This window comes from Rhizobium sp. UGM030330-04, from assembly GCF_003208455.1.
GTDB classification, from domain to species: domain Bacteria; phylum Pseudomonadota; class Alphaproteobacteria; order Rhizobiales; family Rhizobiaceae; genus Agrobacterium; species Agrobacterium rhizogenes_A.
The window spans coordinates 135,740-162,245 of sequence record NZ_QKML01000009.1 but is presented as its reverse complement, the minus strand read 5'-3'; the positions used below and the strand labels follow the sequence as shown (position 1 = coordinate 162,245).

The window sequence follows — 26,506 nt, the reverse complement described above, 5'->3', positions numbered from 1 at the left end:
CATGTCCGATATTTCCGCCCTATCCGGCAACACCGGCCTCGACGCCGAACCGAATGCGGCACAGGCGCTGCTCTCCATGGCCGCCCCGCCGCTCGCCCCGGATAACGCTGCCTTCCTTACTTCCCGCGAGGACGACAATCCCGTCGATCCCGTGGAAACCCGCCCGGAGAGAAGCTTTCCCAAGGCAAGCTGGCTCGATGCCATGCCGCCGGAGGCCCTGGAAGTGACAGTCAGTGAACCCGATCACATTTCCTCGGTCAATTCCGACGATAACGGGCTTTACCGCATGTTCATCGGCGTTTCGCCCTGAGCGAGATGCGCCGGCGCGACTTTATGGTTAGCCAAATATTAATATCTGCACGGCAAGCTGCGACTTGATGATTCTGTATGTGCGGAAAGCCCGGCATTCGCGCCAGCGGCACATACAGGCGCTCCCGCATGAGCGGGCGAGATGACACCTGTACATCACCGGCGCGGCAACCTCCCAACAGACGGGCCAGATACGGATCAAAGAGCCAGCGGAAATGGCCCTTTCGCAGCCAGCGGCGGTAATCGATAGGAATGGAGCGCACCCATGTTACCGCCTGTACCGAAAATTCCGGCAGCCGATGCCACCTATGGAGCCATGGTTCCGCCGGCGCCGCGCGGGCAGCCGAAAGAAGCCGCAGTGCCGCAGACGGTCAATCCTGCTCCCGACCATAACGGCAGCATTTTTGCCAGAGCGGCGGTCGCTTCCCTGACCAGCGAATTCCAGCTTTCCCGCGGCACCGCCGTCCTTGCGGAAACGCTCGGCAAATTGATGAACCTGCCACGGCGCGACGGCGAGGCGATTGAAACCTATGTGGTACGCCTGACGGACGCCCTGCGCGCCATGCCCGCCGCACAGCGTCTGGCGCTGGAACAGCAGGTCGGCAAGGCCCTGCAAGGGCTGAGCCTTGCGATGCTGGCCGAAATCCTGAAACAGCCCACCGGACCGGAAGCGGCTCGTCTCGCGCTGCTGATCGAGCTTTCCCGCTACAAGGGCACGGATCTCGCGGCAAAGGCGGTGGTTTCTTCCTACCAGCAGAATAATCCGGCCAGCCCTGCACCAGCGCAACCGAGACCACAAAACGCCCAAAACCAGAATGCCACGAGCCAGCCGAATGCGACAGCGACCGCTGCTGCGCAACCGGCAAACGCCACAACGGCCAATCGGCTTCTGCCGCTGCTCATCAGCCCGCTTGCCCTCGGTGGCGCGGCGATAAAGAGCGTCATCGCGGCGCGGGTGCCGCTACCGGATCTGCCGGCAAACCTTCCCGCCCCGGCTGCAGGCAAACCCGGTTCTTCGCCCCAAACCACAAGGCCGGATGGAAAAGCAGAAGGCACGGCGCCGCAGCCGCAGCCGGCCGCAGGCAGCGTGGCGAAAGATGTTCCGGCGGAAGCGCGCCCGGTGAATTCATCTCGGGTCGAAAACAGCGATATGCGCACCACACTCCCGCATCGGGAGATGATGAAGGCGGAACAGAAGGAGACGCGTGCCGTCCTAACCTCCCCGTCAGGCCAGCCCGCAGGTGATGCCAAGACCGTGGAAAACCTGCTTCTTGCCACTCTTGCCGGAAAGCTTCCCGCCAGAGCCGCAACCGGTGCACAGCCATTCGCCGCGCCTGAGGCCATACCACCGCAACAGACAGAGCTTCGGCCGGCCGAAAAAACCCCGATGGCGACGCCTGCCCCCGCATCCGGCGAAGAAACGGAAGCGACCGCCGCTCGCCCCGAACCGCTGCCCCTCCCCCGCACCGCGGCCGATCCGGAAACAAGGATGGCGATGCTCGAACAATCGGCTTCGCAATCGCTGGCCGCCGCCGCACTCGTCAAAGACGGCACGCCGCTGCCGCTCGTCGCCTATCCGCCGGCGGACGAAGACTATGAATCGGAAACACCGCCGCGCGGAGGCGGCCCTTTTTCAGAAGACGAGGCAGAAAGCGAGGCGGAGGGCGAAAATGCCGAAAGCCCGGAAGAGGCGGAGGAACGGATGGAGGCCGATGGCGAGCCCGGCGAGCCGGAAACCCTTCTGCACATGGCTGCCGACGACGACAATGCGGAAAATTACTACCTCAAAATGAGCGGGATGCCCTGAATTCCAGAGGGCTGCGCCGCGCCATGCGGTCAAAATCGACGCAAATAAAAAACCCGCCGGAAAATTCCGGCGGGTTCTTCATTTCGAATGATCGAAGCGATTATTCGCCGCGGTTCTTCAGAGCCGCGCCGAGAATGTCGCCGAGCGAAGCGCCCGAGTCGGACGAACCGAACTGTGCGACGGCTTCCTTCTCTTCAGCGATTTCCAGAGCCTTGATCGAAAGCATGACCTTGCGGTCCTTCTTCGAGAAGTTGACGACGCGGGCGTCGACAACCTGGCCAACCGAGAAGCGCTCGGGGCGCTGCTCGTCGCGGTCACGGGAAAGGTCAGCGCGACGGATGAACGAGGTGAGGTCTTCGTGGTTGACGAGCTTCACTTCGATGCCGCCATCGTTGACGCCGATGACTTCAGCGGAAACGACTGCGTTCTTGCGCAGATCGCCGGAAGAAGCGGCTTCGCCGACAGCATCCTTGCCGAGCTGCTTGATGCCGAGCGAAATGCGTTCCTTCTCGACGTCAACGTCGAGAACGACTGCCTTGACGACGTCACCCTTGTTGTACTCTTCGATGACCTGCTCGCCCGGACGGTTCCAGTCGAGATCCGACAGGTGAACCATGCCGTCGACATCGCCTTCGAGGCCGATGAACAGACCGAATTCGGTCTTGTTCTTGACTTCGCCTTCAACTTCAGTGCCGGCCGGATGGCTGTAGGCAAATGCCTGCCACGGGTTTTCCAGCGTCTGCTTGAGGCCGAGCGAGATACGGCGCTTGGACGGATCGACTTCGAGAACGACAACGTCGACTTCCTGGCTCGTGGACAGGATCTTGCCGGGATGTACGTTCTTCTTGGTCCAGGACATTTCGGAAATGTGGATCAGGCCTTCGATGCCCGGCTCCAGCTCGACGAATGCACCGTAGTCGGTGATGTTCGTGACCGTACCGGAGATCTTCTTGCCAACCGGGTACTTGGCGGAGATGCCATCCCACGGATCGGACTCGAGCTGCTTCATGCCGAGCGAGATACGGTGGGTTTCCTGGTTGATGCGGATGATCTGAACCTTGACCTGCTGGCCAATGTTGAGGATTTCCGAAGGATGGTTGACGCGGCGCCATGCCATGTCGGTAACGTGCAGCAGGCCGTCGATGCCGCCGAGGTCAACGAACGCACCGTAATCGGTGATGTTCTTGACGACGCCGTCAACAACCTGGCCTTCTTCGAGGTTCTGAACGATTTCAGAACGCTGCTCGGCACGCGACTCTTCGAGAACCGTACGGCGCGAAACAACGATGTTGCCACGACGCTTGTCCATCTTGAGGATTTCGAAGGGCTGCGGGTTGTGCATCAGCGGGGTCACGTCGCGGATCGGACGGATGTCGACCTGCGAACGCGGAAGGAAGGCAACAGCGCCGTCCAGATCGACGGTGAAACCACCCTTGACCTGGTTGAAGATGACGCCTTCGACGCGCTCGCCAGCTTCGAACTTGGCTTCGAGCTTGACCCAGCTTTCTTCGCGGCGAGCCTTCTCGCGCGACAGAACGGCTTCGCCGAGAGCGTTTTCGATGCGCTCGACGTAAACTTCGACTTCGTCGCCGACCTTCAGCGTGCCGTCCTTGGACTTCGCGCCGAATTCCTTCAACGGTACGCGGCCTTCAACCTTGAGGCCGACGTCGACGATGGCAACGTCCTTCTCGATTGCCGTTACGATACCCTTGGCAACATAGCCTTCGGCAAGATCGTTAGAGGCAAAGGATTCTTCGAGAAGCGCTGCGAAATCTTCGCGCGTGGGGGTAGATACTGACATGAAATCTCCTGATTGCATCCGCACGAGGGCGGATACAAAAGCGCCGGTGGGCTGGTGTTGTTGATACCCGAACCCATGCCCGCCTTTTCAAAAAGGCTTTCCGGCGCAAGGACATGTCTTCGGGCAATTCCGGACTAAACGCGGACCGGATGAACGGGTTCCGCGAAAAACCTATTTCTCCAGGGCGGCGTCGATGATCGCCCGCGCGGCCTGAAACGCCGCCTCTATACTCATTTCCGACGTATCTAGCAAGTGCGCGTCTTCCGCGGGCTTCAGCGGGCTGTCGGCGCGGCCCATGTCACGCTCGTCGCGCTTCTTCACCTCGGCGAAGATGGCATCGTAATCGGCTTCCCCGCCATTGGCGAGAATCTCGTCATAACGGCGTCGCGCCCGCACGTCAGGCGAAGCGGTGACGTAAAGCTTCACCGGCGCATCCGGGCAGACCACCGTTCCGATATCGCGGCCGTCCAGCACCGTTCCCGGCTCCTTTGCGGCAAAACGCTGCTGGGCCTTGACGAGCGCGCGTCTTACCGGCGTCATCACCGCAATCCTCGAGGCGGCCTCGCCGATATCATGCCGGGCAAGCACCGAACGGTCGAGGCCGGCAAGGTTCAGCTCCAGCGCCACCTTTTCGGCGACAGCCTCGTCATCGAGCGGCAATCCCGCATCCAGAAGGGCCTTGGCCGTGGCCCTGTAGGTCAAGCCGGTATCGAGATGGTGGAACCCGTAGGTCTGCGCTATCTTGCGCGACAGGGTTCCTTTACCCGCCGCAGCAGGTCCGTCTATGGCGATCGTGAATGTCATTAAGCTTTCTGTCCGTGTGTCTGTCGATTCATATAATATGGCGCGAGAGGGTCTTCCAATCTTTATCAGCAGCCCGGCATATAAGCGCAGCAGCCGGGGCCAACGGCCGAAGTTTGTCTTTGACACGAAAGACCGCAACGATTAAGGGGACCGGCTAGAAATTTTACAGTCTATGCCGGTTTCACGGCGTACACACCGAAACTCATTCGACAATTTGAGGCTTAGACAGTGGCAAAAGCGGAACTTGGTACCAAGCGCACAGACCCCGATACCGGCAAGAAGTTCTACGATCTGAACCGGGACCCGGTCGTTTCTCCCTACACCGGCAAGTCCTGGCCACTCTCCTTCTTCGAGGAAAGCACGGCGCAGGCAAAGCTCGAGCAGGCTGAAGAAGAGGATGTGGCGGAAGTCGATACCGAAAACACGGAAGTCGAACTCGTATCGCTGGAAGATGCCGATGGCGACAACAGCGGCGACGAGATTCCGGATATGGGCGATGACGACGACGTTGAAATCGACGACGATGACGACACCTTCCTTGAAGCCGACGACGAAGATGACGACGACGACATGTCCGGCATCATCGGCGTAACGGGCGACGACGAAGAAGCTTGATCTTATTGAATAATTCAGCCCGGCGACAAAAAAATGACGCCGGGCTGTTTTTTATGCTTGCACTCGTCGGAAAGCCGCAGTAGTAAGCCGCCACCGAACGGAACAACAACCGCTTCGGTTCCCGGAACCGGACGAAATGCCGGAACCCTTATGGGGCTATAGCTCAGCTGGGAGAGCGCTTGCATGGCATGCAAGAGGTCAGCGGTTCGATCCCGCTTAGCTCCACCAAATCTTCCCGGACAACGACAATCATTCACAGACAAACATCCCTGGACGCCCTATCGGCCGGCTACCGGCATAACCGTCTCCTGCAATAGCGCCCGCACGTCCTGCCCCCTGATCAGGCACTCTACCGCACGAACGCCATCACTCTCCTCCGCCACCCGGCATTCGAGATATTTGCCGCGCAACCGGTTCTCCAGTGCCTTGAAGGCATTCAGGCCGCAGGCATAGCGGCGGCCATCGGTGCCGGTGCAGACGCGGTTGCGATCGACGTCTTCCACCCCGGCGAGACGGAATTCCTGCCCCTTGAAGGTGAAGCTGTTGCTGGCGATCACGCGCAGGCGCTGATCCGCATGCATTTTGAGCGGATAGGGATCGGGCGGGGTCGGGATGCGTTCATAATTCTGGCGGCGGACATCGATCCTTACCGGGGATGTCGTCCACAGCATCTCGGTGTTCGCCGCAAGGCCGGAGGTTTCGTAGGCATTCTCGCCGTTGAAAAACGAGGCGATGCGTATGCCGGCAATGCCAAGCCCCGTGACCAGCACGATCTGAAACAGCAAAATTGCAATCTGCCGGACCATGTCACCGAAACATAAAAGAGCTGAAACAGGACCCTGCCGCGCGCCGGAGCAGGAGAGGGATGCATTACATCAACAGAAGCCTGCGCGCACTGACATCACGCACCGTACCCATGGCCATGACCGGAACGCCGTCACGATCGTTGATGACCCTTCCCGTCGTCCTCAGCCAGCGAAAGCCACCGGCCTTGAGCCCGATGCGGTATTCCTGATCATAAAAATCACCGCTTGTCAGCGAATTATGCACCGCCCTTGCCACGCGAGCCCGGTAACAACCGTCCACCTGGGCGATAATGGCTTCCACCGGCATGCCGCGAGACGCCTCCTCAAAGGAAAAATCGCGCAGACGCGACGCCACGGCATCCAGATAGACCAGATTTTGCCCGATGTTCCACGTATAATAACCAACAAGCGTCTCTTCTAGAGATATATCTTCCAACATCGGCTTTCTACACTATATGAGTGCTTATAACGTTTTTATAACATAACAAAAGATGCATGACTAACCACAAGAATTCATGCTTTTGTCTGACGAAGCCCTACTTTAGATTTTACGCAGATATTGAAAGCACTTTCACCGCCCCTTGTTGGCGAAGCGGTTTTCCTGTGCCAAAGAAGGTTGATATCGCCACCGAAGACAGGAGTCGCCGTGACCATCGGGCTTGCCCATGCCGAACTCATCGCCGTCGTCACAGCCATTACCGGAGACGAACCGCGGGTGATGACCGTGCGGGCGGGCGCGGCGCTTCCCTCGGGCCCGTTCGAATTCGGCCACAGGACGCTGCAAAGCGGGCTGCGGGAATGGATCCATGAACAGACCCATCACCCGGTCGGTTATCTCGAACAGCTCTACACATTCGCGGATCGTGACCGGAACAATGACATTCCCGGCGGCAGAACCATCTCCATCGGTTATCTCGGGCTGGTCCGCGAGCAGGAATCCTCCGGCAATGCGCATGCGCTGTGGCACGGCTGGTATGAATATTTCCCCTGGGAGGATCATCGGCAGGGCCGCCCGGCGGTTCTCGGCACCATCATCGACAGGCTGCGCGCCTGGGCGGATTCCGAGCCCGCCTGCAGGAGCCAGCGCCACCTGCGCGCCGATTTCACCTTCGGCCTCGATGGCGGCGGCTGGAACGAGGAGCTGACCCTGCAGCGTTATGAGCTGCTGTATGAAGCCGGGCTGGTCGAGGAGGCACAGAACGAAAACCGGATCAATTTCGGCCGGCCGATGTTCGCCGATCACCGCCGCATCCTCGCCACCGGCATCGCGCGTCTGCGGGCCAAGATCAAATATCGCCCCGTGGTGTTCGAACTGATGGCGGATGCCTTCACGCTGCTGCAGCTGCAGCGCGCCATCGAGGCGCTGGCCGGACTGACCCTGCACAAGCAGAATTTCCGCCGGCTGATCGAACAGCAGCAGCTGGTGGAAGAAACCGGCGACATGGCGACCGAAACCGGCGGCCGCCCGGCGAAGCTTTTCCGCTTCCGCCAGACCGTCCTTGATGAGCGCGCCCTTTCCGGAACGAAACTGCCCCTCTCCCGCAATTGACATATACTCACAATGAGAATATGTCTTTGCCTTAGATATACTCAAAAAGAGTATAAATGGGAGAGCGCCGTGAACGAACAGATTTCCGCAGCAAGCCTTTATGATCGGGTCAGCCGCGTCATTCCAAAAGCGGAGTGGATGGGTTTTCAGGACGATGTGGAGGCGATCCTCGAGCTCAAACGCAGGCGCAACGCCGTCATCCTCGCCCATAATTACCAGACGCCGGAAATCTTCCATGGCGTCGCCGATATCGTCGGCGACAGTCTTGCCCTTGCCCGCAAGGCAATGGAGGTGGAAGCGGATGTCATCGTTCTGGCCGGCGTGCATTTCATGGCCGAGACGGCAAAGCTGCTCAATCCGGAAAAGACCGTGCTCATTCCGGATATGGGTGCGGGCTGCTCGCTGGCCGATTCCATCACACCTAAGGACATCGCTCTTCTGCGCAAGGCCTATCCCGGCGTTCCCGTCGTCACCTATGTGAACACGTCTGCGGCAGTAAAAGCGGCGTCCGACATCTGCTGCACGTCGGGCAATGCACGCCAGGTGGTGGAATCGCTCGGCGTACCGCGCGTTTTGATGCTGCCGGACGAATATCTGGCAAAGAACGTGGCGCGTGAAACCAATGTCGAGCTGATAGCCTGGCGCGGCCATTGCGAGGTGCACGAGCTTTTCACCGCCGACGACATTCGCGAATTGCGCGAAAGCCATCCCGGCGTCACCGTTCTCGCACATCCCGAATGTCCGCCCGATGTCGTGGAAGCTGCGGATTTCTCCGGCTCCACCGCCGTCATGTCGGATTATGTCGGCCGCAAACGCCCTGCCCGCGTGGTGCTTTTGACAGAATGCTCGATGAGCGACAATGTCGCCGTGCATCACCCGGATGTCGAATTCATCCGCCCCTGCAATCTCTGCCCGCATATGAAGCGCATCACGCTCGGCAATATCCGCGCGGCGCTGGAGGAAAACCGCCATGAAGTGACGGTGGATCCAGCCATTGCCGTCGCCGCCCGCCGCGCCGTGGAAAGGATGCTGCAGATATGAGCGAGCGTCTTCCCCCGCCGCAGGACTGGACGGCCATTGTCGGCAGCGGCATTGCAGGCCTGATGGCGGCGCTGACGCTTGCGCCGCAACCCGTACTGCTTCTGACACGCGGGGCGCTCGGCGGTGAAACCTCAAGCGCCTGGGCGCAGGGCGGCATTGCCGCAAGTCTCGGCCCTGACGACAGCGTTGCGCAGCATCTTGCCGATACGCTCGCCGCGGGCGACGGCCTCTGCGATGCGGAAATGGCTGCGGATATCATCTCCGCCGCCCCCGCCGTCATCGATGCGCTGGAGCGGGCCGGCGTGCGCTTCGACCGCGATGCCGAGGGAAAGCCCGTCTTCGGGCTGGAAGCGGCCCATAACCGCCGGCGCATACTGCATGCGGAAGGCGATGGCTCTGGCGCGGCCATCGTCAGGGCTCTCGCCGCCGCCGTTCTTCGCACGCCGTCCATTACGGTTCTGGAAGGCACGGAGGTACGCCGCCTGCTGACGGAAGACGGCGCGATCACCGGCCTCGCCTGCATCGGCCCCAAGGGCGGCTTCACCCTGCCGGCCACACAGGTGGTTCTCGCCACCGGCGGTCTTGGCGGGCTTTACGAGGCAACGACCAATCCATCCGGCAATTATGGACAGGGCATCATGCTCGCCGCGCGCGCCGGTGCCGTCCTTGCCGACATGGAATTCGTCCAGTTCCACCCGACGGCGCTTTCCTCGCCCAGACGGCCGCTGGCGCTGGTCAGCGAGGCGGTGCGGGGCGAAGGCGCGCTGCTTCTCAACGAAAACGGCGAGCGTTTCATGGCAGCCGTCCCGGGCGCGGAGCTTGCGTCGCGCGATATTGTCGCCCGCGCCATCGACCGCGAAATCCTGCGCGGCGGCGCGGTCTTTCTCGATGCCCGCAAGGCGCTCGGCCCCGGCTTTTCCAGCCGTTTCCCCTCGATAGACCTGCTCTGCCGCGAGGCCGGAATAGACCCCGCCCGGGAACTCGTGCCGGTTCGTCCCGCCGTGCATTACCATATGGGCGGCATCGCCACGGATGGCAGAGGCCGAAGTTCGGTGCCGGGCCTTTGGGTTGCCGGCGAAACCGCCTGCACGGGTCTTCACGGTGCCAACCGGCTTGCCAGCAACTCCCTGCTGGAAGCGGCCGCGCTGGGCATGCGCGCCGCACAGGATATCGCCGGCACACAGCCACCCACCACAAGACCGGCAGCTGCGGCGTCGCGCACAGCCCCCGGTTTCGCGGTCGCCGATCCTGCCATCGTCCGCCCCATCGTTTCCCGCCATCTCGGCATTGTGAGACATGCCGCAGGGTTGAGCGAAGCGATCCGGGATCTGCTGCCATTTGCCGAACAGGAAGGCCCGGCATCCGATCCCGCCCTTGTCGGCCTCGCCATCGCGGTCTTCGCATTCCTGCGCACGGAATCACGCGGTGCGCATTTCCGCGACGATTTTCCCGGAAAGGACGCGGCAGCCTCACGGCGCAGGCTGGGCCTGACCGAAGTGATCGCCATTGCCCATGACCTGTCCTCATCCAGCCTTTCCCCTTCCAGCATTGCGCGGAGCGCCTGACATGACCCCTGCCCCCCTGCCACACCTCGTCATAGAACCGCTCGTGCGCAACGCGCTTCTGGAAGATCTGGGACTTGCGGGCGACATCACCTCCGCCGCCGTCATCCCCGCCGACCATCGCTCAGTCGTCGTCATGGCGGCGCGGGAACCGGGTATCATCGCCGGTCTCGATGCCGCGGAACTTGCCTTCCGGCTGGTGGACCCGGCAATCGTCATGAAACGGCATGTGCAGGATGGCGCCGCCGTGGCGCCCGGCGATATCATCGCAACGATCGAAGGCCCCTCGCGCGGGCTTCTGACAGGGGAGCGAACGGCGCTGAATTTCCTCGGCCACCTGTCGGGCATCGCCTCCGTCACCGCCAGAATCGTTGCAGCCATCGCCGGTACCGAAACCTCGGTCGCCTGCACCCGTAAAACGACACCCGGCCTCAGGGCACTGGAAAAATATGCCGTGCGCGCCGGCGGCGGCATGAACCATCGTTTCGCGCTTTACGATGCGGTTCTCATCAAGGACAACCATATAGCCGTGGCCGGCGGCGTGCGTGAGGCCATCCGCCGCGCAAGGCAGGGCGTGGGCCATCTCGTCAAGATCGAGGTGGAGGTCGATACGCTCACTCAATTGCGCGAGGCCATGGACGAAGGTGTGGACGCGGTTCTTCTCGACAACATGACACCGGAACAGTTGCGCGAGGCGGTAGGAATCGTTGCGGGCCGTGCCATCACCGAAGCTTCCGGCCGCATCAATCCGCAGACGGCGGCGGCCATCGCCGCAAGCGGTGTCGATCTCATCTCCGTCGGCTGGCTGACCCACAGCGCGCCGGTTCTGGATATCGGACTGGATTTTCAAAGTCAGCGCTAAAGAATAGAAGGCCCGGCCCACCCGCACGGAACCAATCGCCCGCATCTTCGTTATCAACCCGCCTGGGGTCTATTCAAGGCGGGGGGATCAGTGCGCGCAAAAGCCTGTCCATATGCCTTTGACCTCTCTCACAAAGGAAAGGCCTGTTATGGAAGACGCACAAGTTGGCTGGATTGCAGCAATCATCATCGGCGGCGTAGCCGGTTGGCTCGCCGAACAGTTCATGAAAAGCAATATGGGTGTTTTCATGAACATCATCCTCGGTATAGTCGGCGCCATCGTCGCCAATTTCCTTCTGGGGCTCGTGGGCATCTCGCTCGGAGGCTGGATTGGCTATCTCATCGCCGGTTTCATCGGCGCCTGCATTCTCATCGCCGTAGGGCGTGCATTTCGCCGATAAGGAGAGGACACAATGAGCTTTTTCGACAAGATCAAAAACGCGATTTTCGGCAAGGCCGAGGCCGCTCCGCAGACTTCTGCTCCGGCCGGGACACCGACGACCACCGCAAGCCCGGCCGCACCGGCCGAACCCGCGGCACCTGCTCCGACAGCCGGCGCCGCACCATCCGCCGGCAGCGTCGATGTCGCCTCCATTCTGGATGCGGCTGTCAAAAAGAACGGCCAGAAGCTCGACTGGAAACATTCGATCGTCGACCTTCTGAAAGCGCTCGATCTCGACAGCAGCCTCAATGCCAGAAAGGAACTGGCGGGCGAGCTCGGCTATACCGGCGACACCTCGGATTCGGCGACCATGAACATCTGGCTGCACAAGGCCGTCATCAAGAAGCTGTCGGAAAATGGCGGCAAGGTTCCAGCCGAACTGCTGCATTGACCATCGGACCGGGAGAGCCGCAATGGACGACTATTCGAGCTTGAGAGAACAGATCGGACAGGATCTCGACACCCTGCAGGGTACCGAGAATCCGAAGTCGATTTTCGAGATTGCCGACGACTATCTTCTGGGAAATCCAAATCTCAAGAGAGCCGTCGTCGAAGACATCATCAAGGAAGAAGCGGACAGGCGCGGCATCGCGATCCACTGAACCGCCCTCGTAAGCGCGGTAACTTTATCAAGGGGCGGCGTCTGGTTCAGACGCCGCCCCTTGATTGTCTGAAGCCCTATTTTTCCAGCTTTGCTTCGGCCTTTCTGGCATTTTCCTCCATCAGCTCATACCACATGGCGTTCATGACGGCAAAGATGGCGGCGAGAGGCAGGCCGAGCAGCCAGGCGAAATACCACATGTCGATCTCCTTCTATCGATGTCCTGTTTTTTCGGACGCAGTTGCGGACGAAAAACCGCGTCCTGCTTTTTTTTGCAGTTGCTTCAGTATGCATGACCGCTGTCGTCGCGGATCGCCTTTTCATCCACCTTGCCCCACAGCACGCGATAGACCCACGAGGTATAGGCAACAATGATGGGGACGAAGATGAGGGCGACAACCAACATGATGAACAGCGTCATATGGCTGGACGAGGCATCCCACACCGTCAGGCTCGACTTCGGATCGACCGAGGACGGCAGGATGAAGGGAAACATCGAAAGCCCGACGGTGGCGATGATGCCGAAAATGGCGAGCGAGCTGGACAGCAGCGCCAGCACCTCCCGGCGAGCCCTGAACAACAGGAGGGCGACGAGCGGGAAGGCAAGACCAAGCGCCGGCGCCAGCATCATCCACGGATGCGCGGCATAATTCGAGAACCAGACGCCGGTTGCGACTTCGACCGTTTTCGACAAGGGATTGGACGGCCCGTCGGTTACGATTTCCGAGGTGAAACGATAACCATCGACACCGAGCCACAGCAGGATGCCGCCCAGCGCGAAGAGAAGGGTGGTGGCAAGTGCCGCGATGCTGCCGAAGTTGCGGGCGCGGGCGGCCACGGGGCCTTCGGTTTTGAGCACCAGCCAGGCCGCACCGTGCATCACCAGCATGGCAACGGAAACGAGGCCACACAGAAGGGCATAGGGATTGAGAAGCTCGAACAGCGTCGTGCCGTCATAGAAAATCCTGAGGTCGTCGTTGAAGTAGAAGGGGACGCCCTGCAGCACATTGCCGATCGCCACGCCGAAAATCAGCGCCGGCACGAAGCCGCCAACGAACAGGGCCCAGTCCCAGCCGCTGCGCCATGCCGCACTTTCACGCTTGGAACGGTATTTGAAACCGACCGGCCGCAGGATCAGCGCGAACATGATCGCCGCCATCGCCAGGTAGAATCCTGAAAACGACACGGCATAGAGCGGCGGCCAGGCGGCAAAGATCGCGCCGGCACCAAGGATGAGCCAGACCTGGTTGCCCTCCCAGACCGGGCCGACCGCATTGATGACGACACGCCGCTCTATGTCGGTCTTTGCCACGAAAGGCAGCAGCGCGCCCGTGCCGAGATCGAAACCGCCGGTAATGGCAAAACCGATGAGCAGAACGCCAAGCAGCAGCCACCAGATGATGCGGAGGATTTCATAGTCGATGAGTTGGTGCAGGATCATGATGATTTACTCCGCAGCGACGAGTTTTTCAGGAACGAGGGGCGCTTCCGGCTCATGGTCCGGGTCAGGCCCCTTGCGGATCGCCTTCAGCATCAGCCCCATTTCGACGATGAACAGCACCGTGTAGATGGCGATGAAACACAGAAGCGTAATCAGGACCGTCGAGGCGCTGAGGCTGGAGACGGCGGCGGCCGTGGGCAGCACGCCCTCGATGATCCATGGCTGGCGGCCGAATTCGGCCACCACCCAGCCCATTTCCGCCGCGATCCACGGCAGCGGGATGGCGAAGACCGCCACTTTCAGCAGCAACGGATAATGATCCAGCCGGCGGCGGGCCGAGAGATAAAAGAAGGTTGCCGTCAAGAGGATGAAGAACATGCCGAGGCCGACCATGATGCGGAACGCCCAGAACAGCGTCGGCACATGCGGAATGGTATCCGCCGCCGCCTTGGCGATCTGCTCTTCGTTCGCCTGACGCGGATCGTCAACGTAACGCTTCAGCAGCAGGGCATAACCAAGTTCATGGCCGAGTTCGGCAAAAGTGCCGCGCACTTCCTCGGGCAACTCGGCGCCTTTGCCGGTGGCGCGTATCTGCATCAGCGCATCATAGGCCTTGATGCCATCGCGGATACGGGTCTTGGCCTGTTCCACGAGATCGTTGATACCGGGAATTTCCGTATCGAGCGAGCGGGTGCCGATAAGGCCCATCACCCACGGAATCTTGACCGCAAAATGCGTCTCGCGCGCTTCCTGATCGGGAAAACCTATTGCCGTGAAAGGTGCCGGCGCCGGCTCCGTTTCCCACATGGCCTCGATGGAGGCGAGCTTCATCTTCTGGTGTTCGGTGGAAAGATAACCGCTTTCGTCACCCAGCACGACGACGGACAGGGCGGACGCCAGACCGAAGGAGGCGGCGACCGTCATCGACCGCTTGGCGAGATCGACGTGGCGGCCTTTCAGCACATACCAGGCGGAAACGCCCAGCACGAAGATGGAGGCCGTGACATAACCCGCGGAAACCGTATGAACGAATTTCGCCTGCGCGACCGGATTGAACAGGACCGCTGCGAAATCCGTCACTTCCATGCGCATGGTCTGGGGATTGAAAGCCGATCCCGTCGGGTTCTGCATCCAGCCATTGGCGATCAATATCCACAGCGCCGAGAAATTCGAGCCGAGCGCCACGCACCAAGTCGCGACGAGATGGCCCAGTTTCGACAGCTTGTCCCAGCCGAAAAAGAACAGACCGACGAAGGTGGCCTCCAGGAAGAAGGCCATCATGCCCTCGATCGCCAGCGGCGCGCCGAAAATATCGCCGACATAATGGCTGTAGTAACTCCAGTTCATGCCGAACTGGAATTCCATGACGATGCCGGTGGAGACCCCCAGCACGAAGTTGATGCCGAACAACGTGCCCCAGAATTTCGTCATCTGCCGCCAGATCGCCCGGCCGGTCATGACATAGACCGTTTCCATGATGGCGATCACCACCGACAGCCCGATCGTCAGGGGAACGAACAGGAAGTGATATAAAGCCGTCACTGCAAATTGCAGGCGCGACAGCGCCACTATGTCGAGTTCCATCGTCTTATCCACCTTTTCCGGAAGGCCGGCCGCCCGTTTTCGGCGCGAAACCGGCTCTCAAAAAATACTCAGTCCCGGCGTAATGTTTGCAGCAATACGTCGTATTCCGGTGTCCCGCTTTGACATTCATCAAATTGGCGCCCGTCTTTCAGCATGATGATGCGATCAGCAAATTCCGCCTCACGGCGATTATGGGTGATCATCACGACAGTCTTGCCCTCGGCCCTGGCAAACAGCCGGAAGAGCACGTCGCGCGCCGTCTCGCCGTCCAGTCCTTCCGTTACCTCGTCGAGAAGCCAGAGCGGTTTGTCGATGAGCAGAAAACGGGCAAGCGCCAGCCGGCGCGACTGGCCGCCGGAGAGGCCCTGCCCGGCTTCGCCAAGCCTCGTTTCCAGCCCTGCCGGCAGGCTCCTGACGTGTTCGGCAAGACCCGCGGCTTCAAGGGCGCCCCACAATTCACGCTCGGTGGCGGCGGGTTTCGCCAGCCTCAGATTATCGGCAATGCTATCGCGGAAAAGCTGGCTGCGCTGCGTCATGGGTAAGGACGGAAGGGCACTGACCGTGCCGGCGGCCGGCCGCAATTCACCCGCCAGAAGCTGGATGAGGCTGGTCTTGCCGGCACCGCTCGGGCCGATGATCGCGACCCTCTCTCCTGCTGCAACCGCAAGATTGATATTCGTCAGGACCGGCTGGTCGTTACCGTCCCGCTCCAGACGCACGCCTTCGAGTTCCGCAGCCATGCCACGGCGGGGCAAAGCCGGACAGTAGGTCTGGGCCGGCGCCGAAAGGCGTGGCGCGATGCGCCTTGCGGAAAACAGGGTACGGCCGAGTTCCATGGCGCCACGCCGCAATGCCGTGAAAGGCTCCAGCGCGGCAAAACAGACGAGCAGGCCGAGCGCGGCGGCCGGCGCGCTCACCGTTCCCTGCTCCGCAAGCCAGGCCATGCCGAGCAGGGCCGCACTCAGAAGCACCGCCGTTGCAAGCCCGAAGGAAAAACCGGCATTCGTTTCAATGCGGTTCAAGGCTTCGTCGCAGGAAAGCAGATAATCATCGGCCTGTTTCACCGCCGAAACCTGGGCGGACAGACGGGCGGTGGTCAGCAATTCCGCCTGCCCGTTGACGAGATCCGCCGTGCGTGCGCGCAGCGCTTCAAGCCCGACGGCCCGGCGGCGCGAGAATTTTTCCGCCTTCAATGCGGAACGCACGGGAATGCAAAGCCCTGCCGCAACGAGAAAAAGCGCCGCCAGAATGCCCGCGAGCGGATCAAGGAAAGCAAGGCCGATGCCCGTTGCAACAGCCGCAAGGACCGCAACGGCGGCGGGCACCAGCACACGTAGATAAAGCGAATCCAGCGCGTCGATATCCGCGGTCAGCCGGTTCAGCAGGCGGGCAGGCCGTGCCTGCAGGTTTTTCGCCGCCTGTGGCGCGGCAAAACCGCGAAACAGCTTTTCACGCAGCGCCGCAAGCACGGAAAGCGTGGCTTCATGGGTGGTCATACGCTCGCCATAGCGGGCGGCGGTACGCGACAGAGCGAGGAGGCGAATGGCCGCTGAGGGCGCAAAAACATCGAAGGCATAGGCCGTCGCCGGAAGCAGGCCGGCGATTGCGGTGGCGGTGATGAACCAGCCGGACACCCCGAGAAGGCCGATGCCGGCCAGCACCGTGGTGGCGGCCAGAACCGCACCGGCAAGCAACATGCCGCGACGGGCCGACCAGAAGAGGGCAATGACAGGTTTCAATATGGCAAAACGTGCAATCATGACCGGTCTCCCGAATGGATCGCCGTCATATCCACGATCCTGTCCATGCGCGCGGCCAGCACGGGATCATGGGTTGCGACGATCAAGGTTCTGCCCTTTGCGAGTTGCAGCAGGTTTTCCGTAATGAGCGCGGCGGTTTCCCGGTCGAGATGCGCTGTCGGCTCGTCAGCCAGAATGAGGCATGCCGCGGGATCGGCGACGGCGCGCGCAATGGCCAGCCGCACCGCCTCGCCGCCGGAAATGCCATGACCGCCATCGCCGACGATGAGGTGCTGCCGGGCGGAGGACAATCTGTCGAGCCCGGTCTGTTCAAGCGCCGTCCCGACCATATCCCGCTTGATGCCCGTGCGGCCGAAACGGACATTCGCCGCAAGCGAACCGGCAAAAAAGAACGGCTTCTGGCCGATCCAGCCGATCGATTTGCGCAGCCTGTCCGCCGTTTCGTTATCGAGGGCAATTCCACCGATTTTTATCGTGCCGCTTCTTGCCGGAGCCAGACCGGCAATCAGCGACAGCACGGTGGATTTGCCGCAGCCCGACGGCCCCAGAAGGGCAACCGTCTCGCCCGCCCGAATGTCGAGGTCGAAATTTCGCAACACGGGCAACGCGCCGGGATAAGCGAAGGACAGATCGCTCATCTCTACCGTCGCGGGACCGGGCAACCCAGCCGGCATCACATCCTCGCCCTTGCCCACAATGGCCGCGCCAGCCTGCGCCAATTTGTCGAGCGCACCGAGCGCCGCCTCACCGGCCGCCCGGTCATGCCAAACTGCGGATAGTTCCCGCAGCGGCTCGAAAAAAGCCGGCGCGAGAAGCAGGATGAACAGACCCTCCGCGAGAGTGAGCTTTTGGCCCCAGGCACCGAAGTCAAGAAAACCGAGAAGGTGGAAGCCGATATAGACCGCCGTCATGGCAACGCCGAGCGCGGCGAAAAGCTCCAGCACCGCCGAGGAGAGAAAGGCGATCCGCAGCACCGCCATGGTTCGCTTCTTAAGGTTCTGCGCATCGGCGCTGAGACGCCCGGCGGTCAGATCGACGGCCTCCAGCGCGCGGATCGTTTCCAGTCCGCGCAGACGATCCAGCAGGAAAGCGTTCATATTGCCCGTCTCGGCCAGCTGCTTCTCGCTGGCCGCCTTGGCCTGCCAGCCGATCAGCGCCATGAAGAGCGGGATGGTGGGCATGGCGAGCAGGAGCACCAGCGCCGCAATCCATGTAAACGGCAGGATCACCAGCACGAAAACCAGGGGAATGATGGTGGCCTTCATGCGTGCCGGCTGGAAACGGGAAAGATAGGGCACCAGCGCTTCCGCCGTCTCGGCCACGACGCCTGCGGCCTCGCCGGACGCGGTTCGGGAGAGATCAAGCGGGGAAACCTTCGCCACGGCCTGCAACACGTCCAGCCGCCGCTGCGAAAGGGCGGCGCGTGCAGCCCTGAATGACAGCCGCGCCGCCATCTTTTCGAGGAAAGCCTTGATGAGACCAAGGATGAGAACCGCAACGGCGGCCGGGACGATCGCCATCATCGGCTGGCCATCAGCGATTTTTCCGACTGAAAAGGCAAGCAGGCCCGCCTGCGGCAGCCAGAGCAGGCCCGCCAGAACATGCAGCAGGGCCACGGACCGTCCCACCATTGGCGCTCGTGTCGTTTTCACGGCGCCCTTGTCACGCACGCTCCTGCGGTTGGCGCTGCCGAAGAAGCGTCGCCGCGCCGTATCGGGCGAAATCGCGGCGGGCGCGGGACAGCCTGCACCATTGCTATCGGCCGACTGGCGGATCTGTGCGGACATGTTCATGGCCGGTCTCCTCACCCGTCCTTCTTCGCGCCGCGGGGTCTGGCGAGAGAGACGATCTTGTCCTTGGCCTCCAGAAGCTTCGTAACCTTCGAGCCGAGCGCCAGAAGCGACGCCAGCCTTTCCGTCTCCAGCCGCTTCACATCATCATACCAGCCGGTGAGCTGCTCGATCAGCGTCTTCATCTCGTCGATGCGCTTTTGCGCGTGCCGCTCGCCCTCGTTTTCCGGTGTCTCCATCAGAATTTCACGCAGCACGCTGAGCGTCGGATCGATCTCACGCTTCTTGCGCTCTTCGGCAAGCGTGCGGAGAATTTGCCAGACATCTTCCGGTGTCGTGAAGAAATCGCGCCTGTCGCCGGGGAAATGCTTGAGAATTGCAAGGTTCCACGCCTGAAGCTCCTTCAGGCTCATCGACACGTTGGAACGGGAAATGCCGAGCGCTTCCACAATATCGTCCGCGCAGAGCGGCTGCGGCGAAATATAAAGCAAAGCATAGACTTGGCCGACAGTGCGGTTGATTCCCCAGCGGCTGCCCATCTCGCCAAAATGCAGCACGAAGGACTGAACGAGCGGGGAGAGCGTGGTCGGCATTTCTTTGCTTCCTGAATTTTCAGTAATTTCTGAAATTTCGATAACGCAAAAAACGAAAAGCGGCAAATCACCTTTTTGACCTGCGTCAAAATGTGCAGTCCGTTCGGGGAAGACGTCGGCGGATCGGGACCGGCTCGCCGGGGAGCAGGAGCAAACCTCTCGCAACCAAATTGATGATACCGATAACATCGGCAGCTATCGGCCGAGACTGAAATCCCGCGATAAAAACCGGCGGCGGAACCATCCGCCGCCGGTCAAAGGACCGCACACAAATACGGGAAGGCGCTCAAGAAAAAGCGATCTGGACCTTCATGGCGCGGCTTCGATCAGAAGCGAATTCGAAGGCCGAAATGGCATCGTCGAGATCGACGGTCTGGGTGATGAAGGGCTTGACGTCGATCAGGCCCTTGCGCATCAACTCGACACCGGTGGCGAATTCCTCGTGGAAGCGGAAGGAGCCGCGCAGATCGAGTTCCTTGGCGGTGATCGCCATCATCGGCAGGCTCATGTCGCCACCCAATCCAAGCTGGACGATGATGCCGCGCGGCCGCAGCGCGGCAATGCCGCCGGCGAGCGCCACGGCGGCACCCGAGCATTCGTAGAGAACGTCGAAAGTACCCTTGTTCGCACCATAGGCGGCAAGCGCATCGGGCTCATCCTTGCTGTTGATGACACGATCCGCACCCGCTTCGCGCGCCTTGGCAAGCGTGAAATCCGACAGATCGGTCGCGACGATTTCAGCCGCACCCGCCCGGCGGGCGGCGAGAATGGACAGGATACCGATGGGGCCGCAGCCGGTGACGAGCACGCGCTTTCCCAGCAGATCTCCGGCGCGGCGGGTGGCATGCAGCGTCACCGCCAGCGGTTCCGCCATGGCCGCCTCACCGGCGCTCAGACCGTCGGCCGGCACGCATTGCAACGCATCCGCCACCAGAACCTCACGGAAAGCACCCTGAATATGCGGGAAAGGCATGGCGCTGCCATAAAAGCGCATGTTGAGGCACTGGTTGTGCAGGCCTTCCTGGCAGAAGCGGCAGGTCCGGCAAGGACGCGACGGCGACACCGCCACCAGACCGCCGACCTTCAGCCCTTCCACGCCTTCGCCCAGCTCTTCGACGATGGCGGAGACCTCATGACCAAGCACCATGGGTTCACGAAGCCGCACGGCACCGAAACCGCCATGGTTGTAATAGTGGAGATCGCTGCCGCAAATCCCGCCGCGGACCAGACGAAGCCGCACTTCTCCCGGTCCCGGCGCTTCCTCCGGCCGCTCCTCGATGCGCACATCCTTTGCCCCATGGGCGACAATCGCTCTCATAAACAACTCCCGTTCAACCGCGCGCCACTGCGGCGCGCCCAAATTTCCGCATCCAGATCGTGACCGCACGGCGCACATTTCCCCGCCCTGCGGCCTCCTCCCGCGCCGGGTCCGTACCGAAACCGGGCGTTTAAGCCTTGACATCCACGTCTGAAAGGGATGAATGTTATCGATAACATAAACCTGTACGAATGCAATGTCGAGAGACTGGAGGAAACAGTGGGCCTTAATTTGTTCGATCTTTCCGGCCGCCGCGCCCTGATCACGGGTTCGTCCCAGGGCATCGGCTTCGCGCTGGCGCAAGGGCTGGCGGAAGCGGGAGCGGAAGTGGTGCTGAACGGGCGTGACGAAGCCAAGCTGAAGGCAGCCGCCGCCGGTATCAAGGGTGCGAAAACGCTTGCCTTCGACGCTACCGACCACGGCGCGGTGCGCGAGGCCATCGACCGTTTCGAAGCCGAAGTCGGCCCCATCGATATTCTGGTCAACAATGCCGGCATGCAGCACCGCACGCCGCTTGAAGATTTTCCGGCGGATGCCTTCGAGCGCCTGTTGCAGACCAACATCGCCTCGGTGTTCCACGCCGGACAGGCCGCCGCGCGCCACATGATTTCCCGCGGACGCGGCAAGATCATCAACATCGCCAGCGTTCAGACCGCCCTTGCCCGTCCCGGCATCGCGCCCTACACCGCCACCAAGGGCGCTGTCGGCAACCTGACGAAAGGCATGGCGACGGACTGGGCAAAATACGGCCTGCAGTGCAACGCCATCGCGCCCGGCTATTTCGACACGCCGCTGAACGCAGCCCTGGTCGCGGACGAAACCTTTTCGGCATGGCTTGAAAAGCGCACGCCGGCCGGCCGCTGGGGCAAGGTCGAGGAGCTTGTCGGTGCCTGCATCTTCCTGTCGTCCGACGCTTCATCCTTCGTGAACGGCCATATTCTCTATGTCGACGGCGGCATCACCGCCTCGCTATAAAAACGTCCATTCCGGAATGGCAGGCTGCGGCCGCCATCCGGAATGAACTGACGACACCGCGATCAGCCTGGGAGGAGGCCGTGAACACCATGACCGAGCAGAATAAAGTCGCCCTCATCGGCGCGGGCGCCATGGGCGGCGCAATCGGCACCCGGCTCATCGAAACAGGCAATCAGCTGACGGTTTTCGATCTGGATGCGGAAAAGGTAGCGGCACTGACCAACCTCGGCGCGCAGAGCGCCGGCACGGCGGCGGAAGCGGCGGCTATCTCCGATGTCGTGATCCTCAGCCTCAATTCGCCGAAGATCGTCCGTATCGCCGTCTTCGGCAAGGATGGCGTGGCGGCAGGGGCACGGCCCGGCACGCTGATCATCGACATGTCCTCCATCGATCCGGAAGCGACCAAGGAACTGGCCGCCGATGCCGCCGAGAAGGGGCTGCGCTGGGTGGACAGTCCCCTTTCGGGCGGCGCGCCCAAGGCACTCATCGGGCAATTGACGCTGATGGCGGGCGGCAGCGAGAAGGATGTGGCCGATGCCCATCGCGTGCTGCAACACGTGGCCAGCAACTACACCCATATGGGACCCTGCGGCGCCGGGCAGACGACCAAGCTGATCAATCAGGTTCTCTGCGGCCTGAATTTCCTTGCTGTCGCGGAAGCAACGCAGCTTGCGCTCGACGCGGGCGTCGATGCCGCCAAAATCCCGCAGGCGCTGAAGGGCGGCCGGGCGGACAGCGCCATCCTGCAGGAATATATGCCGCGTTATGTGGCGAAGGATTACCGCCGCACCGGCCGCATCGACAATATGGTGAAAGACCTGAACGGCGCGCAGGATCTTGCCCGGCGCACCAACACCGCCATGCCGCTGACGACGCTTTGCGCCGAGGTGCACCGCATGCTGACGGCTGCGGGACTGGGCGGCGAGGATCAGGCCGCGCTGATGGAATTTTTCAGCGGCGCGAAACGCACCTTCCCGGACTGATTGCGGTCAAGGACCAGAGCATTTTCGGCAAAAATGCGTAGCGGTTTTACGTCCGGAAAATGCGGAAAAATAAAAGGCTCGAGCACGTTCGACGCTTCCGCCAGACCGGACGCGCTCTAACGCTGACACATCGCAGCGGCGGCGGCCCTGTTGATGCAGCCCGTTATCGCCATTGCGAAATCGTCCCGCAGCGAAGATGATCGGGCGAATCGGCGCGGCGACTGCCCCGGCGACCGCAGATGCACGCATGCAGAGGATAATTTCCCGATGACCACCTCCGCGACCGGCACGGGGATTACAGGTATAGCCGTTTCCGGCAAGGGTTTCAGCGCCGAGATCGCTTATGAGGGCGCAACGCTTCTAAGCTGGCGGCCGCGGCCTGCCGATGGCGGCGAAGGCGAAAACCTTGTCGATGGTTATCTGACGCCCGCCGAGCTGCAATCACAGAATGGCGTCAGAAACGGCATTCTCGCGCCTTTCACCAATCGCATCCCGGACGGCCAATATGGCTTCGGCGGTGAAACGCACCACCTCGAACCCGTCCTTTCCCATGAGGCTCTCGTCTTCCACGGATTTGCCAGGGCCCTGCCCTTCGCGCTTCTGCAATCTTTCGAAGAATCCGGTGCACATATCCTCGTTTTCCGTACCGAAATATCGCCGACCGATTTCAGGGGTTATCCCTATCGGCTTGCCATCGAGGTGGAATATCGCTTTGCCGGCCACGAGGTCATCCTCGACATACGCGGCATCAATCGCGGCGACCGGCCCCTGCCTTTCGCCGCCGGCTGGCATCCCTATTTCCGCCTGCCCGGCATAACGTCCATCGACGATCTCCTTCTGACGCTGCCCTCGCGAACGGCGATTGAAACGGACGAGGATTTGATCCCTCTGCGAGCTCCCCAGACGGGAATAATCAAACGGGACGATCCCCGCTTTCTCCATGCGCCGCTGGCAGGCCATGTGCTCGATGTCTGCTTCACCAACCTTGTCGCATCCGAAAACGGGCTTTACGAGACGGTACTGGAGAACCGCCATGACGGTTCGAGCCTCACGGTCTGGCAGGAGCGTGGGCACATGCATGTCTTTACCGGCGACACGCTGGCCCGCGACAGGCGACAATCCATCGCGCTTGAACCGGTGGAGACGCCCACCAATGCCTTCAACCATCAGGAACTTGCGGATGCGATGACGCTGCAACCGGGCGAGACGCGAAGTTTCCGCTTTGGCGTCCGTTTTGTGGCGGCGCGCTGATCAGGGTTCGATGAACCCTCAGATATGCGTCGTCGGCAGTGACGACGATAGTTTCACCGTCTCCATGGAGATATAGGCTGACATGTCGTAAAGCTGCACGCGGCGCAGGATCTGTTTGTAGATCGTGTCGTAATATTCGACATTCGGCAGCACGAGTTTCAGAATATAGTCGAAATTGCCGGTGAGCCGGTGAACCTCGACGATTTCCGGTATGGTGCTGACGGCGGCATGAAACTGGTCCAGCCAGTCCTCCGCGTGCAGGCCGGTTCTCACCAGCAGGAAAACCGTGGTCGGCAGGTTGATCTTCCGCCGGTCGAGCAACGCCATCGTGCCCGTCACGTAACCTTCCGCCCGCAGCCGCGTGATGCGGCGCGAGCACGCGGATAACGACAGCGAAACCTCCTCCGCGATGTCAGTGAGCGGCGTTTCGGCATTTTCCTGGAGAATCGCAAGGATTCGGCGGTCACGGTCATCAATCATCCGCCGACAATGCACCGGTTAACGCAATGGCGCAAGAAATTTGCGATATTTTCTCATAAGGCGCGTCAGGTTTGCATCATTGCTGCGCAATCCCTTAAAAAACGCATGCCGTTTTCGTGCCCGTGATGGCATTCTTGTCTTCAATCAAACTTGATAAGGGAACTCTTATGAAACGGATCGGCCTGATCGGCGGCATGAGCTGGGAATCCACCGCAACCTATTACCGCATGATCAACGAGGCCGTGCGCGACAGCCGCGGCGGGCTGGTCTCGGCCGATATCGTCATGCATTCGCTCGATTTTTCCGAAGTCGTCGCCCTTCAGAAGGCTGACCGCTGGGACGAGGCCGGCGCGCTTCTGGGTGCTGCCGGTGCGCGCCTTGCCAATGCGGGTGCCGATTGCGTGCTGATCTGCACCAACACCATGCATCTCGTCGCTGAACAGGTGGCGAAAATGTCGGGCGTGGCGCTGATCGATATCATCGACGAAACCGCCGCAACGCTGAAGGTGGACGGACGCCGCAAGCCGCTGCTGCTCGCCACCCGCTACACGATGGAACATGGCTTTTACACCGACCGCATGCGCCGTCACGGTGTCGAGGTGGTCGTGCCCGATGCGGAAGACAGGGCTGCGATCCACGACATCATCTTCGGTGAACTCTGCCAGGGCGAGATCAAGTCCTGCTCGCGCGAGCGCTATCTCGCGGTCATCGAGAAGGCCCGCGCACTCGGCGTCGATTCCGTCATTCTCGGCTGCACCGAAATTTCCCTGCTGATCGACCCCGACGCCCTGCCGCTGCCGGGTTACGATTCGACCGCCATTCACGCGAAGGCCGCCGTCGGCTTCGCGCTCGGAAACAAGGCCCTGAACAGAGCCGCATGAATGTGCCGACTCTTTGCCTATTCCGGTAAACCGGTCTGGCTCGACAGCCTGCTGATCGAGCCGGAAGCGTCGCTGGTCAGCCAGTCCATGGCCGCAAGGGAAGCGAAAACCGTCGTCAATGGCGATGGTTGCGGCCTTGGCTGGTATGGCGAACGCGGAACGCCCGGCGTTTTTCGCGATACCAGACCCGCATGGTCCGATGCCAATCTGGCGGCACTTTGCCATCAGCTCCGCTCGGGCATGTTCATGGCGCATGTCCGCTCCGCCACATCAGGCGAGGTTTCCCGCGCCAATTGCCACCCCTTTTCCCATGGCCAATATCTGTTCATGCATAACGGCCAGATCGGCGGTTACGAACAGATAAGGCGCGATATCGATTCCCTCATTCCCGACGATATCTATGCATCCCGGCGCGGCACCGGCGACAGCGAAGCGATCTTCCTCATCGCCGCCGGCCTTGGCCTCGATGCCGATCCGGTGCACGCCATTTCCACCGCCCTTCGCCTCTGTCAGGAAAAGATGATCGCAGCTGGCGTCTCCTCCGCGCTGCGGTTCAGCGCCGTGCTGATGGATGGCGATTGCGTGCACGCCTTCCGCTGGTCGAGCGATGACAAGCCGCCGACACTCTACTGGCGCGGGCTGGAAGAAGGCATTGCGTTGAGTTCCGAACCCTTTTCCTTCGATTGCACTCCCTGGTGCGCCGTTCCACCGAATACCAGCGTGACGATCCGCGCCGGGGAAATGACGGCGCAACCTTTTTGCCTGCCGTAAACATCCGCTTTCACCACCGTATTTTCCGGTTTTCACACCGCCGCCGGCCGCGACCGGCGCAGCCGCGGCAACGCCCCATTTATTTTCATTGAATTTTCGCAGCCGCGAAGGCTAGTGTGTGATCCATGGCATCGGATCGAGATATGCACGATCTTCGGTTCGACGCGGAAAACAGAATATTAGAGCGAAACAGATTTCAGGACCGGTGAACCATTTAAAAGTGTTGCAGCCCCTCTCCCTTTCTTGAACGATGCCCGCCATCGCAACGACTATGCAGACCCGTTCGGGAACGGCGCATAATGGGCCGGCAATGCCTTCGGCGATCCTTGGAACGCAGAAGAAAAAGTCTTATTTTTCATAAACTTACGCTCTTCAACTTTCCGGAAAAATTGCTGTTGCCACACCTCCATATCGATGCATAAACTGGCATCAGCAAAGGCAACACGGATCGACCTCATCAGACCCTCTCCTCCCACCAAGG

Annotated in this window: 28 protein-coding genes and 1 tRNA gene; 16 read left to right on the top strand and 13 right to left on the bottom strand. The window is 61.1% G+C overall.

Annotation, left to right across the window (positions count from 1 at the left end; translation table 11 throughout):
* The first annotated feature begins 1 nt into the window (after window position 1).
* Together N434_RS15490 and N434_RS15485 are read left to right on the top strand one after the other, a co-directional pair.
* A complete protein-coding gene (locus N434_RS15490) occupies window positions 2-310 on the top strand; it encodes a hypothetical protein (protein WP_110759105.1) in 309 nt (102 codons plus the stop codon).
* Window positions 311-574: 264 nt separating this feature from the next.
* Window positions 575-2,116: a hypothetical protein gene (locus N434_RS15485; RefSeq protein ID WP_110759103.1), complete on the top strand. Its 1,542-nt coding sequence runs from the start codon at window positions 575-577 to the stop codon at window positions 2,114-2,116.
* 100 nt (window positions 2,117-2,216) lie between these two features.
* Here the strand turns inward: N434_RS15485 and rpsA are convergent, their stop codons facing one another.
* Entirely contained in the window at window positions 2,217-3,917 is a 1,701-nt protein-coding gene (gene rpsA, locus N434_RS15480; protein WP_003522474.1) for a 30S ribosomal protein S1, read from the bottom strand.
* Between the two features lie 171 nt (window positions 3,918-4,088).
* Window positions 4,089-4,721: a (d)CMP kinase gene (gene cmk, locus N434_RS15475; protein ID WP_110759101.1), complete on the bottom strand. Its 633-nt coding sequence runs from the start codon at window positions 4,719-4,721 to the stop codon at window positions 4,089-4,091.
* Window positions 4,722-4,949: 228 nt separating this feature from the next.
* On the opposite strand from cmk, the gene N434_RS15470 reads away from it, so the two are divergent.
* Both N434_RS15470 and N434_RS15465 read left to right on the top strand, forming a co-directional pair.
* Window positions 4,950-5,336 (top strand): TIGR02300 family protein, encoded by a 387-nt coding sequence (locus N434_RS15470; RefSeq protein ID WP_065116344.1) that lies wholly within the window; start codon window positions 4,950-4,952, stop codon window positions 5,334-5,336.
* A 152-nt stretch (window positions 5,337-5,488) separates the two neighbouring features.
* Window positions 5,489-5,564, top strand: a tRNA-Ala gene (locus tag N434_RS15465).
* Window positions 5,565-5,614: 50 nt separating this feature from the next.
* Here the strand turns inward: N434_RS15465 and N434_RS15460 are convergent.
* On the bottom strand, window positions 5,615-6,142 hold the full coding sequence (locus tag N434_RS15460) for a thermonuclease family protein (RefSeq protein ID WP_110759099.1): 528 nt from the start codon (window positions 6,140-6,142) through the stop codon (window positions 5,615-5,617).
* Window positions 6,143-6,206: 64 nt separating this feature from the next.
* A complete protein-coding gene (locus N434_RS15455; RefSeq protein WP_065116342.1) occupies window positions 6,207-6,581 on the bottom strand; it encodes a PAS domain-containing protein in 375 nt (124 codons plus the stop codon).
* A gap of 207 nt (window positions 6,582-6,788) precedes the next feature.
* On the opposite strand from N434_RS15455, the gene N434_RS15450 reads away from it, so the two are divergent.
* The 7 genes from N434_RS15450 to N434_RS15420 all read left to right on the top strand — a co-directional run bounded on the left by N434_RS15450 (window position 6,789) and on the right by N434_RS15420 (window position 12,199).
* Complete coding sequence (locus tag N434_RS15450) at window positions 6,789-7,691, top strand: NUDIX hydrolase (protein WP_110759097.1); 903 nt, start codon at window positions 6,789-6,791, stop codon at window positions 7,689-7,691.
* Window positions 7,692-7,760: 69 nt separating this feature from the next.
* Window positions 7,761-8,732 (top strand): quinolinate synthase NadA, encoded by a 972-nt coding sequence (gene nadA, locus N434_RS15445; protein WP_181423993.1) that lies wholly within the window; start codon window positions 7,761-7,763, stop codon window positions 8,730-8,732.
* The gene (locus tag N434_RS15440; protein ID WP_110759093.1) at window positions 8,729-10,297 is read left to right on the top strand and encodes an L-aspartate oxidase; all 1,569 of its coding nucleotides are present in this window, start codon (window positions 8,729-8,731) and stop codon (window positions 10,295-10,297) included. The genes nadA and N434_RS15440 overlap by 4 nt, the downstream gene beginning before the upstream one ends.
* A gap of 1 nt (window position 10,298) precedes the next feature.
* Window positions 10,299-11,156 (top strand): carboxylating nicotinate-nucleotide diphosphorylase, encoded by an 858-nt coding sequence (gene nadC / locus N434_RS15435; protein ID WP_110759091.1) that lies wholly within the window; start codon window positions 10,299-10,301, stop codon window positions 11,154-11,156.
* A gap of 148 nt (window positions 11,157-11,304) precedes the next feature.
* Window positions 11,305-11,556 carry a GlsB/YeaQ/YmgE family stress response membrane protein gene (locus tag N434_RS15430; protein ID WP_065116337.1) on the top strand — a complete coding sequence of 84 codons (252 nt, stop codon included), beginning with the start codon at window positions 11,305-11,307 and terminating at the stop codon, window positions 11,554-11,556.
* A 12-nt stretch (window positions 11,557-11,568) separates the two neighbouring features.
* Window positions 11,569-11,988, top strand: coding sequence for a DUF3597 domain-containing protein (locus N434_RS15425; protein WP_065116336.1), 420 nt, complete (start codon window positions 11,569-11,571; stop codon window positions 11,986-11,988).
* Between the two features lie 22 nt (window positions 11,989-12,010).
* Window positions 12,011-12,199 carry a hypothetical protein gene (locus N434_RS15420; protein WP_110759089.1) on the top strand — a complete coding sequence of 63 codons (189 nt, stop codon included), beginning with the start codon at window positions 12,011-12,013 and terminating at the stop codon, window positions 12,197-12,199.
* A gap of 76 nt (window positions 12,200-12,275) precedes the next feature.
* Here the strand turns inward: N434_RS15420 and cydX are convergent, their stop codons facing one another.
* From cydX to N434_RS15385, 7 genes are all read right to left on the bottom strand, one after another.
* On the bottom strand, window positions 12,276-12,398 hold the full coding sequence (gene cydX / locus N434_RS15415) for a cytochrome bd-I oxidase subunit CydX (protein ID WP_035223662.1): 123 nt from the start codon (window positions 12,396-12,398) through the stop codon (window positions 12,276-12,278).
* 83 nt (window positions 12,399-12,481) lie between these two features.
* Window positions 12,482-13,639, bottom strand: a complete 1,158-nt coding sequence (gene cydB, locus N434_RS15410) for a cytochrome d ubiquinol oxidase subunit II (protein ID WP_065116334.1) — start codon at window positions 13,637-13,639, stop codon at window positions 12,482-12,484.
* A gap of 6 nt (window positions 13,640-13,645) precedes the next feature.
* Complete coding sequence (locus N434_RS15405) at window positions 13,646-15,223, bottom strand: cytochrome ubiquinol oxidase subunit I (protein ID WP_065116333.1); 1,578 nt, start codon at window positions 15,221-15,223, stop codon at window positions 13,646-13,648.
* 68 nt (window positions 15,224-15,291) lie between these two features.
* The gene (gene cydC / locus N434_RS15400; RefSeq protein ID WP_110759087.1) at window positions 15,292-16,983 is read right to left on the bottom strand and encodes a thiol reductant ABC exporter subunit CydC; all 1,692 of its coding nucleotides are present in this window, start codon (window positions 16,981-16,983) and stop codon (window positions 15,292-15,294) included.
* On the bottom strand, window positions 16,980-18,770 hold the full coding sequence (gene cydD, locus N434_RS15395) for a thiol reductant ABC exporter subunit CydD (RefSeq protein ID WP_110759086.1): 1,791 nt from the start codon (window positions 18,768-18,770) through the stop codon (window positions 16,980-16,982). The genes cydC and cydD overlap by 4 nt, the downstream gene beginning before the upstream one ends.
* 17 nt (window positions 18,771-18,787) lie before the next feature.
* On the bottom strand, window positions 18,788-19,366 hold the full coding sequence (locus N434_RS15390) for a GbsR/MarR family transcriptional regulator (protein WP_065116406.1): 579 nt from the start codon (window positions 19,364-19,366) through the stop codon (window positions 18,788-18,790).
* A 286-nt stretch (window positions 19,367-19,652) separates the two neighbouring features.
* Window positions 19,653-20,684, bottom strand: coding sequence for an L-idonate 5-dehydrogenase (locus tag N434_RS15385; RefSeq protein WP_110759084.1), 1,032 nt, complete (start codon window positions 20,682-20,684; stop codon window positions 19,653-19,655).
* A 219-nt stretch (window positions 20,685-20,903) separates the two neighbouring features.
* Here N434_RS15385 and N434_RS15380 point away from each other — a divergent pair, with 219 nt between their 5' ends.
* The 3 genes from N434_RS15380 (at window position 20,904) to N434_RS15365 (ending at window position 23,893) form a co-directional block, all read left to right on the top strand.
* Window positions 20,904-21,659 (top strand): SDR family oxidoreductase, encoded by a 756-nt coding sequence (locus N434_RS15380; RefSeq protein WP_110759189.1) that lies wholly within the window; start codon window positions 20,904-20,906, stop codon window positions 21,657-21,659.
* 89 nt (window positions 21,660-21,748) lie between these two features.
* Window positions 21,749-22,642, top strand: a complete 894-nt coding sequence (locus N434_RS15375; protein WP_110759083.1) for an NAD(P)-dependent oxidoreductase — start codon at window positions 21,749-21,751, stop codon at window positions 22,640-22,642.
* Between the two features lie 267 nt (window positions 22,643-22,909).
* Window positions 22,910-23,893 (top strand): aldose 1-epimerase, encoded by a 984-nt coding sequence (locus N434_RS15365; RefSeq protein WP_110759080.1) that lies wholly within the window; start codon window positions 22,910-22,912, stop codon window positions 23,891-23,893.
* Window positions 23,894-23,911: 18 nt separating this feature from the next.
* On the opposite strand, the gene N434_RS15360 is transcribed toward N434_RS15365, so the two are convergent.
* Window positions 23,912-24,373 (bottom strand): Lrp/AsnC family transcriptional regulator, encoded by a 462-nt coding sequence (locus N434_RS15360; protein ID WP_110759078.1) that lies wholly within the window; start codon window positions 24,371-24,373, stop codon window positions 23,912-23,914.
* Window positions 24,374-24,540: 167 nt separating this feature from the next.
* Between N434_RS15360 and N434_RS15355 the strand changes: the two genes are divergently transcribed.
* Both N434_RS15355 and N434_RS15350 read left to right on the top strand, forming a co-directional pair.
* Complete coding sequence (locus tag N434_RS15355; RefSeq protein ID WP_110759076.1) at window positions 24,541-25,254, top strand: aspartate/glutamate racemase family protein; 714 nt, start codon at window positions 24,541-24,543, stop codon at window positions 25,252-25,254.
* Window positions 25,255-26,025, top strand: a complete 771-nt coding sequence (locus N434_RS15350) for a class II glutamine amidotransferase (RefSeq protein ID WP_110759074.1) — start codon at window positions 25,255-25,257, stop codon at window positions 26,023-26,025.
* Window positions 26,026-26,294: 269 nt separating this feature from the next.
* Here N434_RS15350 and N434_RS15345 read toward each other — a convergent pair whose 3' ends face one another.
* Window positions 26,295-26,483: a hypothetical protein gene (locus N434_RS15345; protein WP_286172277.1), complete on the bottom strand. Its 189-nt coding sequence runs from the start codon at window positions 26,481-26,483 to the stop codon at window positions 26,295-26,297.
* Between the last annotated feature and the right edge of the window lie 23 nt (window positions 26,484-26,506).

What these genes read in the sequence shown, in the direction of transcription:
- cydB (WP_065116334.1), bottom strand. Translation starts at nt 13,639, where the DNA reads ATGATCCTGCACCAACTCATCGACTATGAAATCCTCCGCATCATCTGG.
- N434_RS15440 (WP_110759093.1), top strand. Translation starts at nt 8,729, where the DNA reads ATGAGCGAGCGTCTTCCCCCGCCGCAGGACTGGACGGCCATTGTCGGC.
- N434_RS15490 (WP_110759105.1), top strand. Translation starts at nt 2, where the DNA reads ATGTCCGATATTTCCGCCCTATCCGGCAACACCGGCCTCGACGCCGAA.
- N434_RS15390 (WP_065116406.1), bottom strand. Translation starts at nt 19,366, where the DNA reads ATGCCGACCACGCTCTCCCCGCTCGTTCAGTCCTTCGTGCTGCATTTT.
- N434_RS15425 (WP_065116336.1), top strand. Translation starts at nt 11,569, where the DNA reads ATGAGCTTTTTCGACAAGATCAAAAACGCGATTTTCGGCAAGGCCGAG.
- N434_RS15345 (WP_286172277.1), bottom strand. Translation starts at nt 26,483, where the DNA reads ATGAGGTCGATCCGTGTTGCCTTTGCTGATGCCAGTTTATGCATCGAT.
- N434_RS15355 (WP_110759076.1), top strand. Translation starts at nt 24,541, where the DNA reads ATGAAACGGATCGGCCTGATCGGCGGCATGAGCTGGGAATCCACCGCA.
- N434_RS15430 (WP_065116337.1), top strand. Translation starts at nt 11,305, where the DNA reads ATGGAAGACGCACAAGTTGGCTGGATTGCAGCAATCATCATCGGCGGC.
- cydX (WP_035223662.1), bottom strand. Translation starts at nt 12,398, where the DNA reads ATGTGGTATTTCGCCTGGCTGCTCGGCCTGCCTCTCGCCGCCATCTTT.
- nadC (WP_110759091.1), top strand. Translation starts at nt 10,299, where the DNA reads ATGACCCCTGCCCCCCTGCCACACCTCGTCATAGAACCGCTCGTGCGC.
- N434_RS15405 (WP_065116333.1), bottom strand. Translation starts at nt 15,223, where the DNA reads ATGGAACTCGACATAGTGGCGCTGTCGCGCCTGCAATTTGCAGTGACG.
- N434_RS15485 (WP_110759103.1), top strand. Translation starts at nt 575, where the DNA reads ATGTTACCGCCTGTACCGAAAATTCCGGCAGCCGATGCCACCTATGGA.
- N434_RS15350 (WP_110759074.1), top strand. Translation starts at nt 25,255, where the DNA reads ATGTGCCGACTCTTTGCCTATTCCGGTAAACCGGTCTGGCTCGACAGC.
- N434_RS15375 (WP_110759083.1), top strand. Translation starts at nt 21,749, where the DNA reads ATGACCGAGCAGAATAAAGTCGCCCTCATCGGCGCGGGCGCCATGGGC.
- cydD (WP_110759086.1), bottom strand. Translation starts at nt 18,770, where the DNA reads ATGTCCGCACAGATCCGCCAGTCGGCCGATAGCAATGGTGCAGGCTGT.
- cmk (WP_110759101.1), bottom strand. Translation starts at nt 4,721, where the DNA reads ATGACATTCACGATCGCCATAGACGGACCTGCTGCGGCGGGTAAAGGA.
- N434_RS15420 (WP_110759089.1), top strand. Translation starts at nt 12,011, where the DNA reads ATGGACGACTATTCGAGCTTGAGAGAACAGATCGGACAGGATCTCGAC.
- cydC (WP_110759087.1), bottom strand. Translation starts at nt 16,983, where the DNA reads ATGATTGCACGTTTTGCCATATTGAAACCTGTCATTGCCCTCTTCTGG.
- N434_RS15455 (WP_065116342.1), bottom strand. Translation starts at nt 6,581, where the DNA reads ATGTTGGAAGATATATCTCTAGAAGAGACGCTTGTTGGTTATTATACG.
- N434_RS15460 (WP_110759099.1), bottom strand. Translation starts at nt 6,142, where the DNA reads ATGGTCCGGCAGATTGCAATTTTGCTGTTTCAGATCGTGCTGGTCACG.
- N434_RS15360 (WP_110759078.1), bottom strand. Translation starts at nt 24,373, where the DNA reads ATGATTGATGACCGTGACCGCCGAATCCTTGCGATTCTCCAGGAAAAT.
- rpsA (WP_003522474.1), bottom strand. Translation starts at nt 3,917, where the DNA reads ATGTCAGTATCTACCCCCACGCGCGAAGATTTCGCAGCGCTTCTCGAA.
- N434_RS15385 (WP_110759084.1), bottom strand. Translation starts at nt 20,684, where the DNA reads ATGAGAGCGATTGTCGCCCATGGGGCAAAGGATGTGCGCATCGAGGAG.
- N434_RS15365 (WP_110759080.1), top strand. Translation starts at nt 22,910, where the DNA reads ATGACCACCTCCGCGACCGGCACGGGGATTACAGGTATAGCCGTTTCC.